The 16,605-nt window shown below is 34.2% G+C and carries 17 protein-coding genes; 13 read left to right on the top strand and 4 right to left on the bottom strand.

Translation table 11 applies throughout. The annotated features are described in order from the left end of the window. Window positions 1–27 precede the first annotated feature (27 nt). From ACP8HG_RS05950 to ACP8HG_RS05965, 4 genes are all read left to right on the top strand, one after another. Complete coding sequence (locus ACP8HG_RS05950; protein ID WP_438298341.1) at window positions 28–759, top strand: hypothetical protein; 732 nt, start codon at window positions 28–30, stop codon at window positions 757–759. A 113-nt stretch (window positions 760–872) separates the two neighbouring features. After that, window positions 873–2,222, top strand: a complete 1,350-nt coding sequence (aroA, locus tag ACP8HG_RS05955) for a 3-phosphoshikimate 1-carboxyvinyltransferase (protein WP_438298342.1) — start codon at window positions 873–875, stop codon at window positions 2,220–2,222. Between the two features lie 110 nt (window positions 2,223–2,332). Then, window positions 2,333–2,800, top strand: coding sequence for a VOC family protein (locus ACP8HG_RS05960; protein ID WP_438298343.1), 468 nt, complete (start codon window positions 2,333–2,335; stop codon window positions 2,798–2,800). A 181-nt stretch (window positions 2,801–2,981) separates the two neighbouring features. Then, the gene (locus tag ACP8HG_RS05965; protein ID WP_342538209.1) at window positions 2,982–3,851 is read left to right on the top strand and encodes a phosphotransferase; all 870 of its coding nucleotides are present in this window, start codon (window positions 2,982–2,984) and stop codon (window positions 3,849–3,851) included. A 431-nt stretch (window positions 3,852–4,282) separates the two neighbouring features. Here the strand turns inward: ACP8HG_RS05965 and ACP8HG_RS05970 are convergent, their stop codons facing one another. After that, window positions 4,283–5,131 carry an Rgg/GadR/MutR family transcriptional regulator gene (locus tag ACP8HG_RS05970; RefSeq protein WP_338652350.1) on the bottom strand — a complete coding sequence of 283 codons (849 nt, stop codon included), beginning with the start codon at window positions 5,129–5,131 and terminating at the stop codon, window positions 4,283–4,285. 192 nt (window positions 5,132–5,323) lie between these two features. Between ACP8HG_RS05970 and ACP8HG_RS05975 the strand changes: the two genes are divergently transcribed. The 4 genes from ACP8HG_RS05975 (at window position 5,324) to ACP8HG_RS05990 (ending at window position 7,875) form a co-directional block, all read left to right on the top strand. Continuing rightward, complete coding sequence (locus tag ACP8HG_RS05975) at window positions 5,324–5,773, top strand: hypothetical protein (RefSeq protein WP_067209243.1); 450 nt, start codon at window positions 5,324–5,326, stop codon at window positions 5,771–5,773. Window positions 5,774–5,841: 68 nt separating this feature from the next. Beyond that, window positions 5,842–6,525, top strand: coding sequence for a YiiX/YebB-like N1pC/P60 family cysteine hydrolase (locus tag ACP8HG_RS05980; protein WP_067209245.1), 684 nt, complete (start codon window positions 5,842–5,844; stop codon window positions 6,523–6,525). A 54-nt stretch (window positions 6,526–6,579) separates the two neighbouring features. Then, complete coding sequence (locus ACP8HG_RS05985; protein ID WP_438298344.1) at window positions 6,580–7,353, top strand: hypothetical protein; 774 nt, start codon at window positions 6,580–6,582, stop codon at window positions 7,351–7,353. Between the two features lie 255 nt (window positions 7,354–7,608). After that, window positions 7,609–7,875 (top strand): hypothetical protein, encoded by a 267-nt coding sequence (locus tag ACP8HG_RS05990; RefSeq protein WP_067209249.1) that lies wholly within the window; start codon window positions 7,609–7,611, stop codon window positions 7,873–7,875. Window positions 7,876–8,612: 737 nt separating this feature from the next. Here the strand turns inward: ACP8HG_RS05990 and ACP8HG_RS05995 are convergent. Beyond that, window positions 8,613–9,473, bottom strand: a complete 861-nt coding sequence (locus ACP8HG_RS05995; RefSeq protein ID WP_067209252.1) for a helix-turn-helix domain-containing protein — start codon at window positions 9,471–9,473, stop codon at window positions 8,613–8,615. Between the two features lie 218 nt (window positions 9,474–9,691). Between ACP8HG_RS05995 and ACP8HG_RS06000 the strand changes: the two genes are divergently transcribed. Both ACP8HG_RS06000 and ACP8HG_RS06005 read left to right on the top strand, forming a co-directional pair. Then, window positions 9,692–10,477 carry a hypothetical protein gene (locus ACP8HG_RS06000; protein ID WP_354313049.1) on the top strand — a complete coding sequence of 262 codons (786 nt, stop codon included), beginning with the start codon at window positions 9,692–9,694 and terminating at the stop codon, window positions 10,475–10,477. A 279-nt stretch (window positions 10,478–10,756) separates the two neighbouring features. Next, the gene (locus ACP8HG_RS06005; protein WP_067209255.1) at window positions 10,757–11,158 is read left to right on the top strand and encodes a hypothetical protein; all 402 of its coding nucleotides are present in this window, start codon (window positions 10,757–10,759) and stop codon (window positions 11,156–11,158) included. Between the two features lie 382 nt (window positions 11,159–11,540). Here ACP8HG_RS06005 and ACP8HG_RS06010 read toward each other — a convergent pair whose 3' ends face one another. Then, window positions 11,541–12,677, bottom strand: coding sequence for a tyrosine-type recombinase/integrase (locus ACP8HG_RS06010; RefSeq protein WP_338656711.1), 1,137 nt, complete (start codon window positions 12,675–12,677; stop codon window positions 11,541–11,543). 591 nt (window positions 12,678–13,268) lie between these two features. On the opposite strand from ACP8HG_RS06010, the gene ACP8HG_RS06015 reads away from it, so the two are divergent. From ACP8HG_RS06015 to ACP8HG_RS06025, 3 genes are all read left to right on the top strand, one after another. Next, on the top strand, window positions 13,269–14,252 hold the full coding sequence (locus ACP8HG_RS06015) for a helix-turn-helix domain-containing protein (RefSeq protein ID WP_438298345.1): 984 nt from the start codon (window positions 13,269–13,271) through the stop codon (window positions 14,250–14,252). Window positions 14,253–14,545: 293 nt separating this feature from the next. Next, window positions 14,546–14,983, top strand: a complete 438-nt coding sequence (locus ACP8HG_RS06020) for a GNAT family N-acetyltransferase (protein WP_067209263.1) — start codon at window positions 14,546–14,548, stop codon at window positions 14,981–14,983. 115 nt (window positions 14,984–15,098) lie between these two features. Next, window positions 15,099–15,581 (top strand): methylated-DNA--[protein]-cysteine S-methyltransferase, encoded by a 483-nt coding sequence (locus ACP8HG_RS06025; protein ID WP_067209264.1) that lies wholly within the window; start codon window positions 15,099–15,101, stop codon window positions 15,579–15,581. 394 nt (window positions 15,582–15,975) lie between these two features. Here ACP8HG_RS06025 and ACP8HG_RS06030 read toward each other — a convergent pair whose 3' ends face one another. After that, window positions 15,976–16,425 (bottom strand): DUF4362 domain-containing protein, encoded by a 450-nt coding sequence (locus tag ACP8HG_RS06030; RefSeq protein WP_187044830.1) that lies wholly within the window; start codon window positions 16,423–16,425, stop codon window positions 15,976–15,978. Window positions 16,426–16,605: the final 180 nt, after the last annotated feature.

Here is a 16,605-nt window from a genome sequence, read left to right on the forward strand (position 1 = left end):
ATTAAAAATATTAGGGGTTGTCTAATTATGAAGTTGCCTTCGTTTCAGCAAGCTGTTGGATTTAGTGTTGGTGATGCCCTATCCTTGTTCTTGTTAAGAACTATTCTTGAACGAGAAAATTATTCAAAAGCACTCTATGAACACTTCAACTTGGATTTCCCAGGACGTTCCATTTCCTATGAATATGTCGCACGTACTACCACCGCTTTAGAAAATAATGGTTTTCTTTTTTCCCGAACAGAAGGCCGCAAAAAGGTCTTTCAAATTACTGAAAAAGGAAAAGCTCGTCTTCTGGAATACGAAACTATTTATGCACTTCGCTTTAGTGAAGTTTCGACTGTTATAGATAGGTTCTATTACTTTTTAACTAAAAATGGATCGCTACCACAATCCTCGATTGAGCCACTACACGCAGACTTTAGATTATTTATATCAAAATTGCTATCTGTAAAGGATGTTGTACGATTTATGGCTCTGCGACTTAGCTTAAATCGTCAATCTTTTCATATGGCCGAGGTTCAAGAGCAATTGAATAGTTTGTTTGGTTGGTCTCCATCTAATGGCTATTTGTACAATATAGCACGTGAAATGGAAGAAACAAATTTATTGGTTGGTTTCTGGCCAGATGAAAGAAGAACTATTCGTAAATTATATAAAACGGATGAAAGTGAGCAATTCTACATAATCGTATCAGCTTCATTGACTGAACGAATCATCCAAGTTCGTAGATACTTACATTACGTTTTAAAAACGGTATGAATTACACATCTATTTAGCATATTTGTAATTGAAATAAACACAAGTAGTGTAGTTTTATGATAAAGTACTAGTAAGATATATCGGAAAATTCAATCTCGGGAAGGGTGTTTAATTTGAGTAATGTAGATTTGAAAGCACGGTCACCGTGGTCAACCTTAAATCAAGTTCAAAGTGTAAGTCTATCTCCACCTGAAGTGCAATCCATTAACGGTGAAATAAGCATACCAGGGAGTAAAAGTCTTACGAATAGAGCGTTGATACTAGCAGCTTTAGCTAACGGAACTTCAACATTATCCGGAATCTTAAAAAGTGATGATTCATATTGGTGTATCGATGTACTCAATAGCCTTGGCATCAAGACCGAACTAGAAGGGGATACGATTACCGTTCATGGCAATAATGCAGTTTGGCCAAATGAAAATGCAGACTTATACATTGGGGCTGCAGGCACGATTGCTCGTTTTCTTCCTGGTGCATTAGCAGTTGCGAAAAACGGAAATTGGGTTATTGAGGCAAGTAACAGTATGAGTGAACGGCCAGTAAAACCTTTAATAGACGTACTTACCGCAATGGGAGCAAAGATCGACTATCTGGATAAAGATGGTTATTTCCCTCTCCGTATAATAGCAAATGAACTCACGGGAGGTTCAGTTAGTATTTCTGGAAAGATTTCAAGTCAATTTATAAGTGGCGTGCTACTGGCAAGTCCGTATGCAAAAAAAGCTGTAACTGTAACGATCCCTGATCACATTGTTCAGCCAGACTACGTTGAAATAACACTAAATCTAATGGAGAAATTCGGAGTACAAGCCCAATTTACTGAAGACCTTAGGGAAATTGTTATTCCTCAATCAGAATACAAGAGCTGTGATCTCGATTTAGAAGCAGATGCTTCAACTGCAAGTTATTTTTTAGCCTTAGCAGCTATTACGAATGGTCGCATTAAGATTACCAATCTTTCACCCGAAAACAGTCAACCTGATATTAATATGATTAATGTCTATGAAAAAATGGGGTGCACTGTTACTAGAGGAGAAGGCTTTATTGAGTTAGTTGGAACACCTACGTTGAAGGGCGGGTTTGAGATTAGCATGCTCGATATGTCAGATCAGACGTTGACATTAGCCGCAATCGCTCCATTTGCAACGGGTCCGATTACTATACGAGATGTGGAACATATTCGCTATCATGAATCCGACCGAATTAGCGCTATTTGTACAGAATTACAAAAGTTAGGCATTAAAGTCGAAGAGTATAAAGACGGGTTAACCGTTTACCCAGGAACACCACAAACTGCAACATTGGATTCCTATGACGATCATCGAGTGGCAATGTCATTAGCATTGATTGGCGCAAAGGTTCCAGGGGTATTCATTAATGATCCAGGGTGTGTGTCAAAGACTTGTCCAACTTTTTTTGACTTACTGCAGCAATTAGGTGTGAATGTTGAGTATTCAAATTGATTGGTTGAATAAGGGCTTTTGATCAAGAGAGTATTCATGCAATCGAGAAAAGCATTGCTACGAACAGGGAATTAACCAGTTGAAAACAAATAGGAGATAATGAAAATAATATGATTAAAGGATTATACGAAGCCCATTTACCCGTAAGTGACCTAGAACGCTCAATTAAATTTTATGAAAGTTTAGGATTAGAATTTGACCATAGAATAGAGGCTCGAGTAGCATTCCTTTGGATAGAAAAAGACAAAAGTTGGTTAGGTTTATGGCAAACAGACAAAGTAAATCTCGACTATCACCCATCAATCCGACATATTGCTTTCCATGTAGAACTAGAAGATTTACGGAATTCGCGAAAATGGCTTGCAGAAAGAAATATCGAGGCTAAAAAAGCGTTTGGTTTTGAACCAATCGAACCATTCGTTATGCTTAACGAGAGATATGGCCATGCCAAAATACATTTTAATGATCCAGATGGAAACAGTTTAGAATTTATCTGTAAAGTTGAGAAAAACAATCCTAACGTAACCAGTAATATGTATTTGAGCGATTGGGAGAAAGCTAATTTCACTCCTAAATAAAAACAGTCCATTCTTAATCAAACAGTCCATCATTTTTATCCTAAAGGGGTAGCATTCAGCAAATCCAAATTAATAATTTGGATTTCTTAGTGTTGTCAGTGAGAAATAAACCTTTATTTACTTCTTAAAAGCATCAGATGGTATTAAATGAAAATGAATTGTCTACAAGGAGCGTTATTTAATGAACGAACAATCAAAGATTGATGAAATATGCATTGGCCTACAGGATAAAGGCATAATTAATCTCAATAAACAAAGAATTACTAAAATGAAGAGTGGAACGACTGATGGCCTTGTCTATAGCGTTTCGGAACATAACGTACCCAAATATGTGCTTAAATTGGATCATCCACAACAAATCAATTTTGCTAGTCGTTTTTTTCATACGTATCAAAATGTTCGTCTACTTCCTAAACTCTATTATACAGATCCTGAAAAAAAGTTTATTCTGTATGCGTATATAGAAGGTACTACTCATTATAATCGTGGTTCAAAAATAGAATGGATGACCCTTTTGGTAAATGAACTATTTAATCACTACGTCAAATACGATCAGAATGCCAGCTGGGGAAGACTAGATGGAATACCACAACAAACTTGGTATGATTTCAATAGAAGTAGTTTGGAATCAGCGCGTACAAATATAAGGGATTTATTGCCGAATGAAGATTATTTTAAGGTGGAATCAATAGTTGAACGAATAGCTTCGGTTGAAAAACAGGAAACTAAATACTTGCTTCACGGGGATACCGGAGTTCACAATCTTGTGTTTCAAAATAACACACTTAGCGGAATTATAGATCCATCACCTATGGTAGGTCCTATAATCTACGACTTTACCTATGCATTTTGTTCATCATCTGATGACTTGAATATAGAAACATTGCTTTCAACATTCTCATTACTTAAACAAGTGCCTATAGAGGAAACAAGACTTATAGAAGAAGTTATTTTCCAACTTTATACGCGGATCGGAATTTGTATTAGGGTCCATCCGCATGATTTAGAGGGCTATCTTAAAGCTTGGGAATACTCGAAACAACTGAGCTAGCAAGTGCTTTACAGATAAATAGAAAGCGTCACAAAGGGCAGCTCCATAAGTCGGAATTTCAACGACTTATGGGGCTGCCCTGATTTAATCTCTAAATATACTCCCCAAAACCTTCCGATTTCCACGAATGAATTGCATGACGTTCCTTCTCGAAGACCTTTTCCAAGTAAATCATTGTCGTTTCAATCTTCTCGTGTCCAAGGGATCGCATGATGTCGTAATTAACATGAATTTAATGTATGCCCAAAAAAGCCCTGAGTCCTTGGTATGTATAGGTTTCAAGGTTTTTTTATCATATCCGATTCACTTTGAAAGTGCGATTAACGCAATGCATTAACTGTTATATTCCTAGAAGTACCAGAAGCTGAAGATGCAACTTGAAAAACCATCTTACCAGTTTATCTATCATTCGGATTTTTATACCAATCTAATCATTTATAGTAAGCATATTCTTTTTCGACATTAACCAAAAAATCCAAGTCATCGTAAATTTTTAGAAGCAGTCGGGCTTGCTGGATACAAGTGGTTGCGTTGGTTCTTCCTAACTTATTATTGCAAATGGAAATTCTAGCAAAACAAACCGCAAGTGATTGGTATGACATCGATTTTTTATGCTTTTGAATAATTATAGTTAACATTTCTAACGCTTTTAAAAAGTCTCCCTCTTTAATAAGTAATAATGTGAGATTAATTTTAAATGAAATTATTAATTTTTGTGAATTCTGAAATCCATCATAAAGTTCAAGTCTTTCAATAATACGAGAAGAAATTGCAATTGCAGTATCATTTGGAAAGAAATATAAAATTGTATTAATTAGAAGAATATCACTTAAATACCATTGATTAAGTTTTGAAAGCCTATTCCAAACTGGTTCAACAATTATACGAACGATATTAATATCATTCTTAATATTAAGGGATATTAGTGCTTCACATATAAGTTTAATATCCAGTAATAAAATGTTTTGGTGTTTTTTTAAAGCATTATTAATTTCTATTTTTATCTTTTCCAATGCAGTTACATCATTATAGGGTAATGAAAAGAAGTTATTGATTATTTGCTGAACCTGTCCATGTTTGAAATCATTATTAATAAATCTTACTTCTTCCAAAGTCATATCTAATCTATCCAGAAAATTTATATAGGCAATAGAATGAACATCTGATAGTTCAGCTTCAAACTTAGAATATGATGACTGGGAGAGGATGTCTTTAGCAACATACTTTTGTGTATACCCTTTATTTATCCTTATTTTTTTTATTGTATTTCCATTCAGCAAACTATTTCACCTCAACAATATTCTTTTTTGAATATTATTTAGCTATTTAATATTCTTACTTTACTATAGATTCAGGGGGTGCACAATGGAATTTATACTAGTTTTGTTAGATATATGGATTATTGGAGGTGGTTAAAAGAATTGACCGGTAAACCAAAATAAATTAAATTTAGAAAGCAGGGTGCAAATTTCATGCGTAAAAAAATAATTTCTTTATTCGTAATACTTATTGTATCTCTTAATTTGGTATCCCAAAGTGCATATGCTAATAGCGATGGAGAAATATTAACACCTATTAGCAGTGAAGAAACATTAACACCTAGTGCTGTTATTAATCCTGGTTCTGCTGCGGTTGGCGTCACGTTAAAAACAAATCAATTTGTTGCTGTATCGGATAGTATAAAGATTATTGACGGAACAGGAAATGTGTACATGCAAGCAGAAAATGGAGCTGTTACAGTAGGTATTTATTACGTTTATGCTGGTGGTCCTGATAAATTACTTAAAGAATATGTAGTTCTACCAGGAAAAACTTTAAATACTACCATAAAAGACATGGTACCAGCAACTTATGTAATTAAAGTATATAGAGGAAACCCGGATATCACTAATACTTCGGCTTTTGGTTATCTTGCAGACTAATAATGAAAATAAAATTTACTCGCTTGATTTAGTGAGTACTGAATATGCCAAAAAGGGGAATGGAAAATATGTATAAAAAGAAAATCATGTTATCTCTAGCATTAGCAGTATCTTTTTTAGCAACGAATCAACAAAATAATGTCAAAGCAGAAGAAGTCAATGACCAAAATATTGAATTTAAGAGCACAATACCTGAGGGTTACTATGATGAAGTTTTGGAAGGACAAAAAGATACCGCTGAATACATTAAAAATATGCAGTTAGAAAATCAAAAACTAACTAACTCCGATGTAGAAACTTTTGCTGTACCTATACCAGATGGCTCTATGGGGAATACAGGCGATATTCTTTATACTCCAAGTGGATTTAGTTCTACATCCCTACCTGTAGGAGGCCACGCAGCAATTGTTGTTGATCGTTATTCAACAATAGAAGCTATGGGATTAAGGCAGGATACTGATGGGGTGAGATATTGGACGAATAACTTTAAAGAGCGATATAAAGATGCTCGGGCTTATACAGTAATTGGCGCAACTGCAAGTCAAAAGCAAAGTGCAGTTAACAATGCTAAATACGAACTTTATGATCCTTATAACTATTCATTCTATGAAAAAACTAGAACAGATGCTTTCTATTGCTCACAATTAGTATGGAGAGCTTGGTATGACCTAGGAGTCGAACTAGATTATAATGGAGGAACTGCAGTCTGGCCTATCGACTTAACTAAAGGCAGTAAAGTGAAAGCAATTTAAATAAGTGAAAAAGAAAGCAGAATTTGCTTTCTTTTTTTAATAGGGGAATGTGAAATGAAAAAATCTATCTTAATTACTGTAATCCTTTCTCTGCTATTTATGCTGGGGTGTAATCAGAAACAAAAAGAAGACTTTGTACTATTGGAAAGTAATTTAACAGATGAAGACAGTAAGTTGTTGTTCTTAGATTCTAATCTCAAGGAAATAGAAACAAAAGTGATTAAAAGTAATGGGTTAACGTCATTGATCAATGATGAAGAAAAATTGTTATCAATAAGCCCTTATAAATCTGAGTATATTACAGTTAGTAAAGATGAAATAGATATAACTGACTCTAAACTCCCTCACCCCTTATTTATGATTCCGTTTAATAATGAAAAAATGTTTGTCTATAATTATGATAAAGAAAATGATATGAATTATTATACTTATAAGATGGAAGGGCGAAAAGGTTCAGAGCCATTCAGACTAAAAGGAATTCCTTTTTCAATAACTTCTGATAAAAAATCATTATTTATTTACAGTAGAGATTTTACAGAACCTATTGAAAATCAATTTACATTAAGTGTTGTCGATACTATAGACAATAGCATAGTCAAAGAATTAGTAATAGATGGACCTTTGGTTTCGTCCGATTTGTCTGTTCATGACAATCAGTTATATATATCCCTGGTAGACATGGATAATGGTGATAGTTATATATATACATTGAACCTTGAAAACTGGCAGTTGGAAATAAAAAAATTAAAAGAAAAAATATTCTTGGAGTATATATACAGAAAAATAACGTTTATGCTATATATTCTAACTCTGGGAAGTCATTATTAATTAAATATAATAATGATTTTAGTAAATTACTAGAAAGTACGGAAATAGGGTATACTATTGAAAAACCGAAGTTTAGTAAAGATATGATGTATTTTATTTCAAATAAAGATGATAATTCTACTTTTTTTTCTTTTGATTTAAAAAAATTAAAAATCAATAATGTCACGGAAATCCCTAGTTCAATTATAGATTATGTTATTCTAAGTCAATAAAAGAGATACTAGAAGATTAAGTAAATAGAGAGGTTGATTACAAATGAAAAGGAAATTTAGTATTTATTCATTATTACTAATTATTATTGGTATTTTCATGTCGATTATGTCGTTCCCTCCATTGAATATAACTTTTCTTGGATGGACTGGTATCTTTATTGGATTTAGTATTTACCTACTTGGAATCGTACTAGGTTTTATAGCTATATATATAAAAGAAAAGGGTTTCTTGAAGTACATATCTGTAATCTCTATCTTATTCGGAATTGTATTTGTGACATTTATATTTGCTATTGTTGGTCAAGTATAAAAACAAAGAACTTTGACGGTAATTATTACTTGTTTACATTATTTATCGATGTTCTCTTAGGTTACGGGGCTAAAAAGGGAGAGGACAATAAGTAATTTGATTTTAAAACAATCTGGCGCGATTGTTGGACAAATGTTTTTTAAAAAAGGGTGGCTGCGGTTACTCTTTTTTTATTTCGCCAGTGGAAAAAATAACGGGAAGTGTCAACGATACATTCTTAAAGTTGAGTAATAAAGATGAATCTTTGTGGTAGAAATTGAAGGGTTACAAGGGCTTCTCACGATGTGAAGCCCTTGTAACCCTTTTTATATGTCTTGTTTTGTGATGACGACTTAAGAGGAGTACCTTCGCGCAACAGCTCTAAAACTACGGTTTTAGTTCTGTTATGTGAGTTTTTTTATGCTTAGATGTATTCCCCAAATAAGTTTGGTTTCCATGCATGAATCGCATGGCGTTCTTTCTCAAAGATCTTCTCCAAATAGTTCATTGTCGTTTCAATCTTCTTAGAACACGATTAAAAGGATCCAAGATACTCAAGCCTACCTCAAATGAGGGGAGTGAAGTAGGTCTGTTTTATTATGTTCAAGTTCCCAAGGAGTACACAACCTACTCTACACCTCTGCTATATAAAAAATATAGCAGTATAGACCAAGGCATTGGTCTGTACTGCTAAAATTGGTATGTATTGATACTTTTAAAAAACCTGTATAGCAAGGAATCAAAGTTATGAAAAAAATTCAGTCACAGGAGTATTTTTTATATTCAAGTTGAATCATCTGTTTAAACAACTCATCCTCATAGATTTCTAAGAGAAGTTCTATTTTTCGATTGATTGTGTTTTCTTTTCCCCTTGATGTATACGAATAACATATTGCCATACGATTATAACAAACTGCTAATGGTTTATAGGATAACTCTTGCAAATGTGATTCTATAAGTTTTTCCAATCTATTAAGTGCTTCCGAAAACATACCGTTTTTAATGAGTAGTAACGATAAATTGAGTGTAAGAGTTGATCTTAGCCTTATTGCTTCTTCAAAGTTTTTATAAATTTTAAGTCTTTCCAGAAGTTTATCTGTAATATATATAACCACATCATCATCAAAAAAGTATAAAATTACATTCATCATTTGTATATCCAATAAATACCATTGATCATAGTATGAGATTCTTTCCCATACTTTATTCACTTTTTCTCTTGCCTTCTTAAAATCACCAGTAGTCTCTATAATTAATAGAGATTCGCAGATACTTCTCAATTCCTCTAAGACAATATTTCTATTTCCAAAAAGATGATATTCATCTATTGAACTTATAACTTTAGAAATTTCAGTCTTATTATTATACGGTAAACGGAAAAAACTTTTGACTATTTCTGTGGGTTTATTGAATTGATAATCATTATGAATATAACTAAGTTCATCAGTGGTTAATTGGAGTTGTAACAAAAGGTGCATGAAATTTGTCGAAAGAATATCCGATTTGTCAGATTCGAAATTTGAATAGGTTGCTTGTGTGAATAAGTTTCCTGTAACCTCTTTTTGAGTATATCCTTTATTTTTTCTAATCTTCTTAATTGTCCCGCCATAATTCGACATAATTCCCTCCATTTATTATTTTTCTTATATTTTGTAATTATACCGTACTTTAGATTTATTATATAAGAAAGGAGGGAAATAAATTGGAAATTATTTTTATTATTTTAGATATTTGGTTGATTTCTGGAGGCTGAAAATTAGTTTAATTAATTTTTTCATTTGAAATAAGCTTGATAAACAAAAGTGAGATTCATCCACAATAAAAAGGAGTGAGAAAAATGAAAAAAAGCGTATTTGTATTTTTATTAGCATTAATTGCTTTAGTGCCTAACTCTGTATTTGCATCTAGTAACACAGGTAATTTTGAAGAAATAGTAATTTTTGAACAAGAGGAAATTACGGACAGAGACAAAATTGTAGAAAGGGCTATTAAAGGAGAGACAGATGTAAATGATTTTGATTTTGAAGTGGTGCCTTCTGTAACTGAAATCACTACCAAAGATGGCTTGAAAAATGCAATTGAGCCATCTTTAAGTAAAAGTGACTCGAAAGATATAAATGAAGAAGACTTTGAAGTGTTTAAAACTACACAGAAACTCAAAGAAACTCAATTATCAGACGGGTCAATAGTTACTGATTATGTAACAAATGCTGTAGTAGTATACGATGAAAGATCATCGGGTACCAAAACAGACGGTTCATATACCGTAAGTGGTGAAGTGTCTATCCGTTGGCAGCAAATGAATGACGGGAAAATCAAATGGAAAGTTTTTAGCACCAAAGGAAGTTGGACAGTATTAGATACAGCTTTTTCTCTATCAAATAGAAAAGTGCACTACGGACAAGTGGGATTAGAGGCATGCATCTATAATGATTGTAATGAAGTTAAATCCCCTACCTCAAATTCTTACCTATATCACGCTCCAACAACTTGGCCGTGGTTGAGCATGTTTACTGGAGCAGCCAGCGTGTCATCTAATACTTCAGTTAATGTGAATAGAGGGTCTTCTACATTTGTGTTCAACGTTCAAATAATAAAACATGGTAACTCGGCTGTCGATTAATCAGGAAAAAACCATTTTGAATATTGCATTCAAAATGGTTTTTTCTTTTGCTATTTTATTTTTTAAATTATAATTCAATATATTATGTGTTTTATGTTATAATTGCGAATATCTAGAGAGTTAACGCGTGTGAGAATTATAATCTTTAGCTTATTTCTATGAAAAGGTATGAATTTTCACCTTTGGAAAAGTAATGATTTTATATGATAATTAATTTTCTGTTCAGCATTAGGGACTAATTATTAATCTATTAATAAATACAGTAGAAAGGAGAATTTCATGAATAGAATAAATTTATTGATTTTAATAGTTTTCGTTTTATTAACAGGTTGTTCTAGACAAGAAACCATTCGAGCTGCTGGTGAAGGTGAATATTGGAAAGCGCATGTGGTATACGAAGTGTCCAATTCAGAACTCTCTGATAGAGGGGGGATTGAATATACAGGAGATGAAGAACTTATCTATGTCACTTTTGCGGTAATTACTAGCACCGGAGCTAACCGGAAGGGAGAACGATATCCTGAAGAAAACCAAACCGCTATATCTTTTGGAACGTCCGTAACTAATCATCCACCAACTAAAGATGAAGCAATTATTGACTTAAATCACACTTATATAGAAATTAAATGGCAGACTAAAACTGGAGATTATGAAGAGAAAGTAGAATTGAAAGTTAATTAATTCCGAAAATACTGTATAACAAAGCCTGGACTTTAATAGTCGAGGGGTCACAGGAGCAGAAAAAAATAGTTGTACAGTGAAGTAACTTAGCATAACCCGTCCTTAATTTAGAACGGGGTTATGCTTGTTTTATGTTTTGGTTTTAAATTTAAATACCATTATTTTTACAAATGGGTAGCAGTACGCAAATGATCTGGCTTGTTTTTTTAGGGTAAATTTGATTAGAACTTTTAGTCGAAAGTTGCGGTAACTGAAATGATGATTGATGACAATGGCGATTATGGTATAATAGACTCATAAATCATATGCGACTCAAGAGGAATACCCTCGCGCAACAGCTCTAAAACTACGGTTTTAGTCCTGTTGAGCGAGGGTTTTTTTATTAGATATAATCCCCAAATATATCTGGCTTCCATGCATGAATTGCGTGGCGTTCTTTCTCAAAGATCTTCTCCAAATAGATCATTGTGGTTTCAATCTTCTCATGTCCAAGACTTCTCATAATATCGTAAATATCTACGCCATTTAGCTTTGAGATGATTGCGAAGGCATGGCGGAATACGTGTGGGGTGATCTTCATCGTTTGATCCGATAACTTCAGCTGTTCTAAGCTTGTAATCTCCTTTTTCACATACTGCGATAAATAAGAGGGGGAATATGCTCGTCCTGTATTCGTTGTAAAAAGCGGATCATCCAGATGCGCTCGTTCGATTGGCAATAGGCCCCGTGCATTGCGAAAACTACGAATGCTATGGACCACTTTCTCTTTCAACGGAACATGCCGTCTCTTATTGCCTTTCCCCAACACATCCAAATAATAGCCGCTTTGAATAGAATCCACTTTTAAGTCTTTCACCTGCAAGGTACAAAATTCTTCATTCCGAATTCCGGTTGTTGTTAAGACGTGAATAATCGTAAACATGATTGGTTGCTGCATGTCTCTAAATGTATTCAGTAGCATTACGACATCGACTGGTCCTAAATCCCGATTAGGTCGATCATCTTTTCGAACGGTCGCAATCCGTAATCCCTGGTGAATCGGTTCCTGAATATAGCCCACACGATGCAGAAATGCAAAAAATGCTTTGAGTATCGTTGTTTTCCGTTCTAGCGTTGCAGGGGAGTATGCCCCTTTGCTCACCACATACGGACTTTCAGTTGCTAACCACTCTTGATACCTTCTTAAATGACGTGATTGAAGTGATTTAAACAGAGAACCTTCTATTATATAGGCGACATCTACATCAATTTCTGTACTGTATGTTAAGAGCTGTTCGATGAAGAGCAAAAGTTCACGCTCATACTCTCTAACTGTCCTCTCCGTCCGATCATTTTTTTGGTTCAAGTGGCGGCGTTCGTAAAGAAACCATTTCATCATGTCTGGATCCGTAAAATCATGAAAAGCCTTTTGTCCATCTTTCTCTGCTTCATCTAAACGATTTTGAAGAGCCGGCAAAGTTGATAGATCCTGTAGCTCCATTTTTAAAAAACTTATTTGCAACTGTTTAGTTACACTCACTGAAAATACGATAGACTTAACACCCCTTTATTCAATTCATCAAAATACGCATTATGTCTCTTTAGAATACAATCATTATTTTTATCGCTAATTCCACTTTTTAAGTCAAACTATTTATAATAAAACGAAAAGTTAGTGTGTCCTGTAAATAATTCGAAAATAGTCAGTTACAACTATTATATTTACCTTTAAAATAGTAAAGATTTAACACTCTTTATTCTAAATCTATATATTTCTAACAAGTCCCTATAGAAATACATTCAACATTTAATTAGATACTTTAATTTTCAATCAACCTATCTATTTTAACACAACTTTAATATAACATAAAAAAACAGTTCCTTTGTTTATGTATAATATTTTATTGATTAAATTCTATTGTATTTCGATATGATATTAAGTTGCTATTAAAGTTGAGTTATTTTATAGTATATAAGAATTGAATTTATTATTAATCGAATTATGTCACTGACTTTATCATTGTGAAATTAATTGAATTACTAAATATAATTTAGGCTATGTCAAATAAAGTAGTAACGCTCATTTAATTTTATTTATTAAGTTTATGCACTTAAGACAGGAGAGATTGAATTGAATGATTGGTACACAAGACTAGAGGTAGCGGATATACTTGGTATATCGAAGGCTACTGTCTACCACTATGCGAAACAAAAGAAAATCATTAAAATAGAAGACCCACATCGCCTGATACGAGAAGTGAGGTACAAACGGGAAGAAGTCGACACACTTGCTGCAGAACGACAACGCAATCAACCGATGGGGCTTCGGCCTTCTGAACTCGCTAAACAATTGGGCGTGACAACGCAGCGCATTTATGCCTTAATTCGAGAAACTGATTTACCCGTGGATGAATTGCCTGTTGGAGATGAACGCACAATCTATTCCATTCCAGATGAAACGGCGGTATGGATCACACAAGAAATCGAACGGACAGCGTCTGTGCGGGGGACACGGGTTGAATTTTATGATGCTAAATTTGACATCGTACTATACCAGCTTTTCCGTACTCAACAAGGACAAGATATGCGTGTATTGCGTAACGACAACCAGGAATGGGGCTTCTATTTACAATCGCGGACATGGATTCCTTTTACGAATGGTATCCATATTTATCAGTATGAAGCGGTGTATCCGATTCATCGTCCGAATAGTAGAGTTAAAGGGTATACAGACTTTTCACTACCAAAAGACTTACAGGAATCGTTTGATTTCCTTGATTTCGTCTATCAAATATGGGGGATTGAAAACATTCGCATCCGTGAGCACGACACACATATTGATTTGTCGATAAAAAGCGGAGAAATTGAGCTATCTATACCTGTTCCGGAGATACTTACAGAAAGTATTTTAAAGAGATTTCTCGTATTAGGCGATGTTGTAATTAAAGAAGGCGAGTGGACGCTTATTAGCGGATACAGGCGCACGACATTTGATTTACCAAACAATCTGCTGGATAAATTGCAGGAGATTGCCAAAGAAAAAGACCTGTCAATGAGTGAATATGTGGAAGAGGCAGTGCGGGAGAAATTTGAAAGGGAAGAGAAAATGGAATGATAAATATCTTTAGTAACCAAAAAACGAGCTGATATTTAGCTCGTTTTTTGGTTATGAGGATTATATAAGGAACAAAGTGTCAAGTTAAGTGGGATAGAAAGCTAAACAAATTCAAGTTACATAATATTATTATGTAAACTAATAATTATTTTCAACCTCGGATAACAGTTCAAAGAAAACAAGTCAAACTATTAGCTGGACAAAAAGAAAGGCTGGTTCGAGGACAATTACAAATCAATTTGTGGTAAAGTTGATTAATTCAGAAATATAATAATTATAAGGGGGATTCACGTATGAGCATTCTAAAAGCAACAGGAAATGACCTTGATTCATTAGCAGAACTATTGGACTTATACAGAGTATTTTATCAACAAAAATCAAATATTAATGGTGCAAAAGAGTTTATTAAAGACAGATTAAGCAACGAGGAATCTGTTATTTTTATAGCCTTTGATGAAAATAATCCTATTGGCTTTGTTCAATTATACCCTTCTTTTTCGTCTGTTAGTCTGAAGCGGACATGGATTTTAAACGATTTGTATGTAATGGAAAGTGTTCGTGGCAAAGGGTTTGGCGAAAAGTTAATTAAAAAAGCCATTTCATTTGCAGCGGACACAGGTGCAAAAGGAATATTACTTGAGACCAATGTAGAAAATATAACAGCACAAAAGCTTTATGAAAAAATCGGTTTCACGAAAGAAAAAAACTACTTCTATTTCTTTTCAATTTGAGAAAATACTAGTACCATTAAATATCTAACACAGAAAATCAAAAGAAGTTTTAGGAGGGACTTAATACAATCCGAAAGTCTTCATTATCAGCATCCTTATCTACGGAGGTTCTTACATGAGTAAACTACATAAACTAGATTATGAATCACCGATTGGAGTAATTGAAATAATAGGTACAGATGAGGCTATATATTCAATAATGTTTTCTGAAGAGGATAGTGTGACAAATAGGATGCAAGCAGAAACTCCCGCGTCTTTAGTGGATTGCTATGATCAAATTGAGCAATATTTTAAAGGTGAGCGTCACGAATTTACATTTCCTTATAACTTTGAAGGAACAGACTTTCAAAAATCAGTTTGGAGCGCTTTGACAAAAGTATCCTGCGCCGAAACGGTATCCTACAAAGATATTGCTGTTTCAATTGGGAATGAAAAAGCCGTCAGGGCAGTAGGAACTGCAAACGGAAAAAACAAGCTAAGTATCGTGATTCCTTGTCATCGAATTATCGGTTCTAATGGGAAATTAACAGGTTATGCAGGTGGTTTGTGGAGAAAGGAATGGTTACTTCAGCATGAGAGGACCTTTTACAAGGCATAACCCACATCCTCTAGGACAGTGTTGTTCGTGAACTCTTTCAAGCAATCGTCCTTATGATCGCTTCGCTATTCAAATCGCATTAGTACAAATGAAATAATCCGCCCTTGAGTCTCCAAGAAAATGAGCGGATTATTCTGTAGAGTTTGCTAATCGCCTTTGGAGCGATATTATGTTATTAAAGATCGTTTGGTAGTTGCACATCAAACGGTCTTTTTTACTGTGTATTACTTTACCAATGATATCCGTCGTACTCTTCGCATTTTGGTAAAAGAACTCTTAATCTGTTTTCTTTTGTTTCAGAATCAATACCAGAAGGAAGGGAGTACCAGATGTGGATGCCACTACAAGAAGTGTTGGAAAATCAGTCATTGTATAAAGTATCCATCAGCCATACCTAATGCACGTGTTCGTCCACATGCTCTTTCGACACGCTTAGAATCGTAAAGCTTTCAGCGGATGAATCACATCCTTTAAGTGTGTAGATAAATAATTGTTGCCCTTCCTCTTCTAGGAGATCCGTACATGTCATATTCGTTTTGACGGGATCCTTGCCTCTATTTTTATTTTTTGAACGATCTATCTCCAAGTGGATCGTGGAGTCTTGGAAAGAAAGATTATATAATGTTGGATCTCCTTCAAGCGTGTAATTCGCAATACGGACTGTAGCTGCTTCCTCCATCTCCATACTTTCCAAGAACGATTCAAACGCCGGATAGTTATAGACAGGCCCGTGCATATTGACGATATCACCGTTTAGAACAGCTTTTTCACTAGTATACGAACAAGCTGAACTGACTATCATGGCTATTAGTACAAGTAAATATAAGTGTATTTTGTTCCTCATATTTATTACCTCCTTACGATCCGCTAGCGTTTCACCTCAATTATATGAAGAAGCAGCATACATTATCCCATTTTGAAAACTAAAACTACTTCTGAATCCGAATTATTTGAATCTCGGACCTTTTATATTGTTCAGACTTTTGCTAAACTAATCAAAGGTCTAATTTTAATGAAAAGTAGG

Source organism: Sporosarcina sp. FA15 (assembly GCF_051550195.1).
GTDB classification, from domain to species: Bacteria; Bacillota; Bacilli; order Bacillales_A; family Planococcaceae; genus Sporosarcina; species Sporosarcina psychrophila.

Excerpts from the sequence above, each read along its gene's own strand:
- ACP8HG_RS05950 (WP_438298341.1), top strand. The coding sequence starts at position 28 with ATGAAGTTGCCTTCGTTTCAGCAAGCTGTTGGATTTAGTGTTGGTGAT.
- ACP8HG_RS05960 (WP_438298343.1), top strand. The coding sequence starts at position 2,333 with ATGATTAAAGGATTATACGAAGCCCATTTACCCGTAAGTGACCTAGAA.
- ACP8HG_RS05965 (WP_342538209.1), top strand. The coding sequence starts at position 2,982 with ATGAACGAACAATCAAAGATTGATGAAATATGCATTGGCCTACAGGAT.
- ACP8HG_RS05975 (WP_067209243.1), top strand. The coding sequence starts at position 5,324 with ATGCGTAAAAAAATAATTTCTTTATTCGTAATACTTATTGTATCTCTT.
- ACP8HG_RS05980 (WP_067209245.1), top strand. The coding sequence starts at position 5,842 with ATGTATAAAAAGAAAATCATGTTATCTCTAGCATTAGCAGTATCTTTT.
- ACP8HG_RS05985 (WP_438298344.1), top strand. The coding sequence starts at position 6,580 with ATGAAAAAATCTATCTTAATTACTGTAATCCTTTCTCTGCTATTTATG.
- ACP8HG_RS05990 (WP_067209249.1), top strand. The coding sequence starts at position 7,609 with ATGAAAAGGAAATTTAGTATTTATTCATTATTACTAATTATTATTGGT.
- ACP8HG_RS05995 (WP_067209252.1), bottom strand. The coding sequence starts at position 9,473 with ATGTCGAATTATGGCGGGACAATTAAGAAGATTAGAAAAAATAAAGGA.
- ACP8HG_RS06000 (WP_354313049.1), top strand. The coding sequence starts at position 9,692 with ATGAAAAAAAGCGTATTTGTATTTTTATTAGCATTAATTGCTTTAGTG.
- ACP8HG_RS06005 (WP_067209255.1), top strand. The coding sequence starts at position 10,757 with ATGAATAGAATAAATTTATTGATTTTAATAGTTTTCGTTTTATTAACA.
- ACP8HG_RS06020 (WP_067209263.1), top strand. The coding sequence starts at position 14,546 with ATGAGCATTCTAAAAGCAACAGGAAATGACCTTGATTCATTAGCAGAA.
- ACP8HG_RS06025 (WP_067209264.1), top strand. The coding sequence starts at position 15,099 with ATGAGTAAACTACATAAACTAGATTATGAATCACCGATTGGAGTAATT.
- ACP8HG_RS06030 (WP_187044830.1), bottom strand. The coding sequence starts at position 16,425 with ATGAGGAACAAAATACACTTATATTTACTTGTACTAATAGCCATGATA.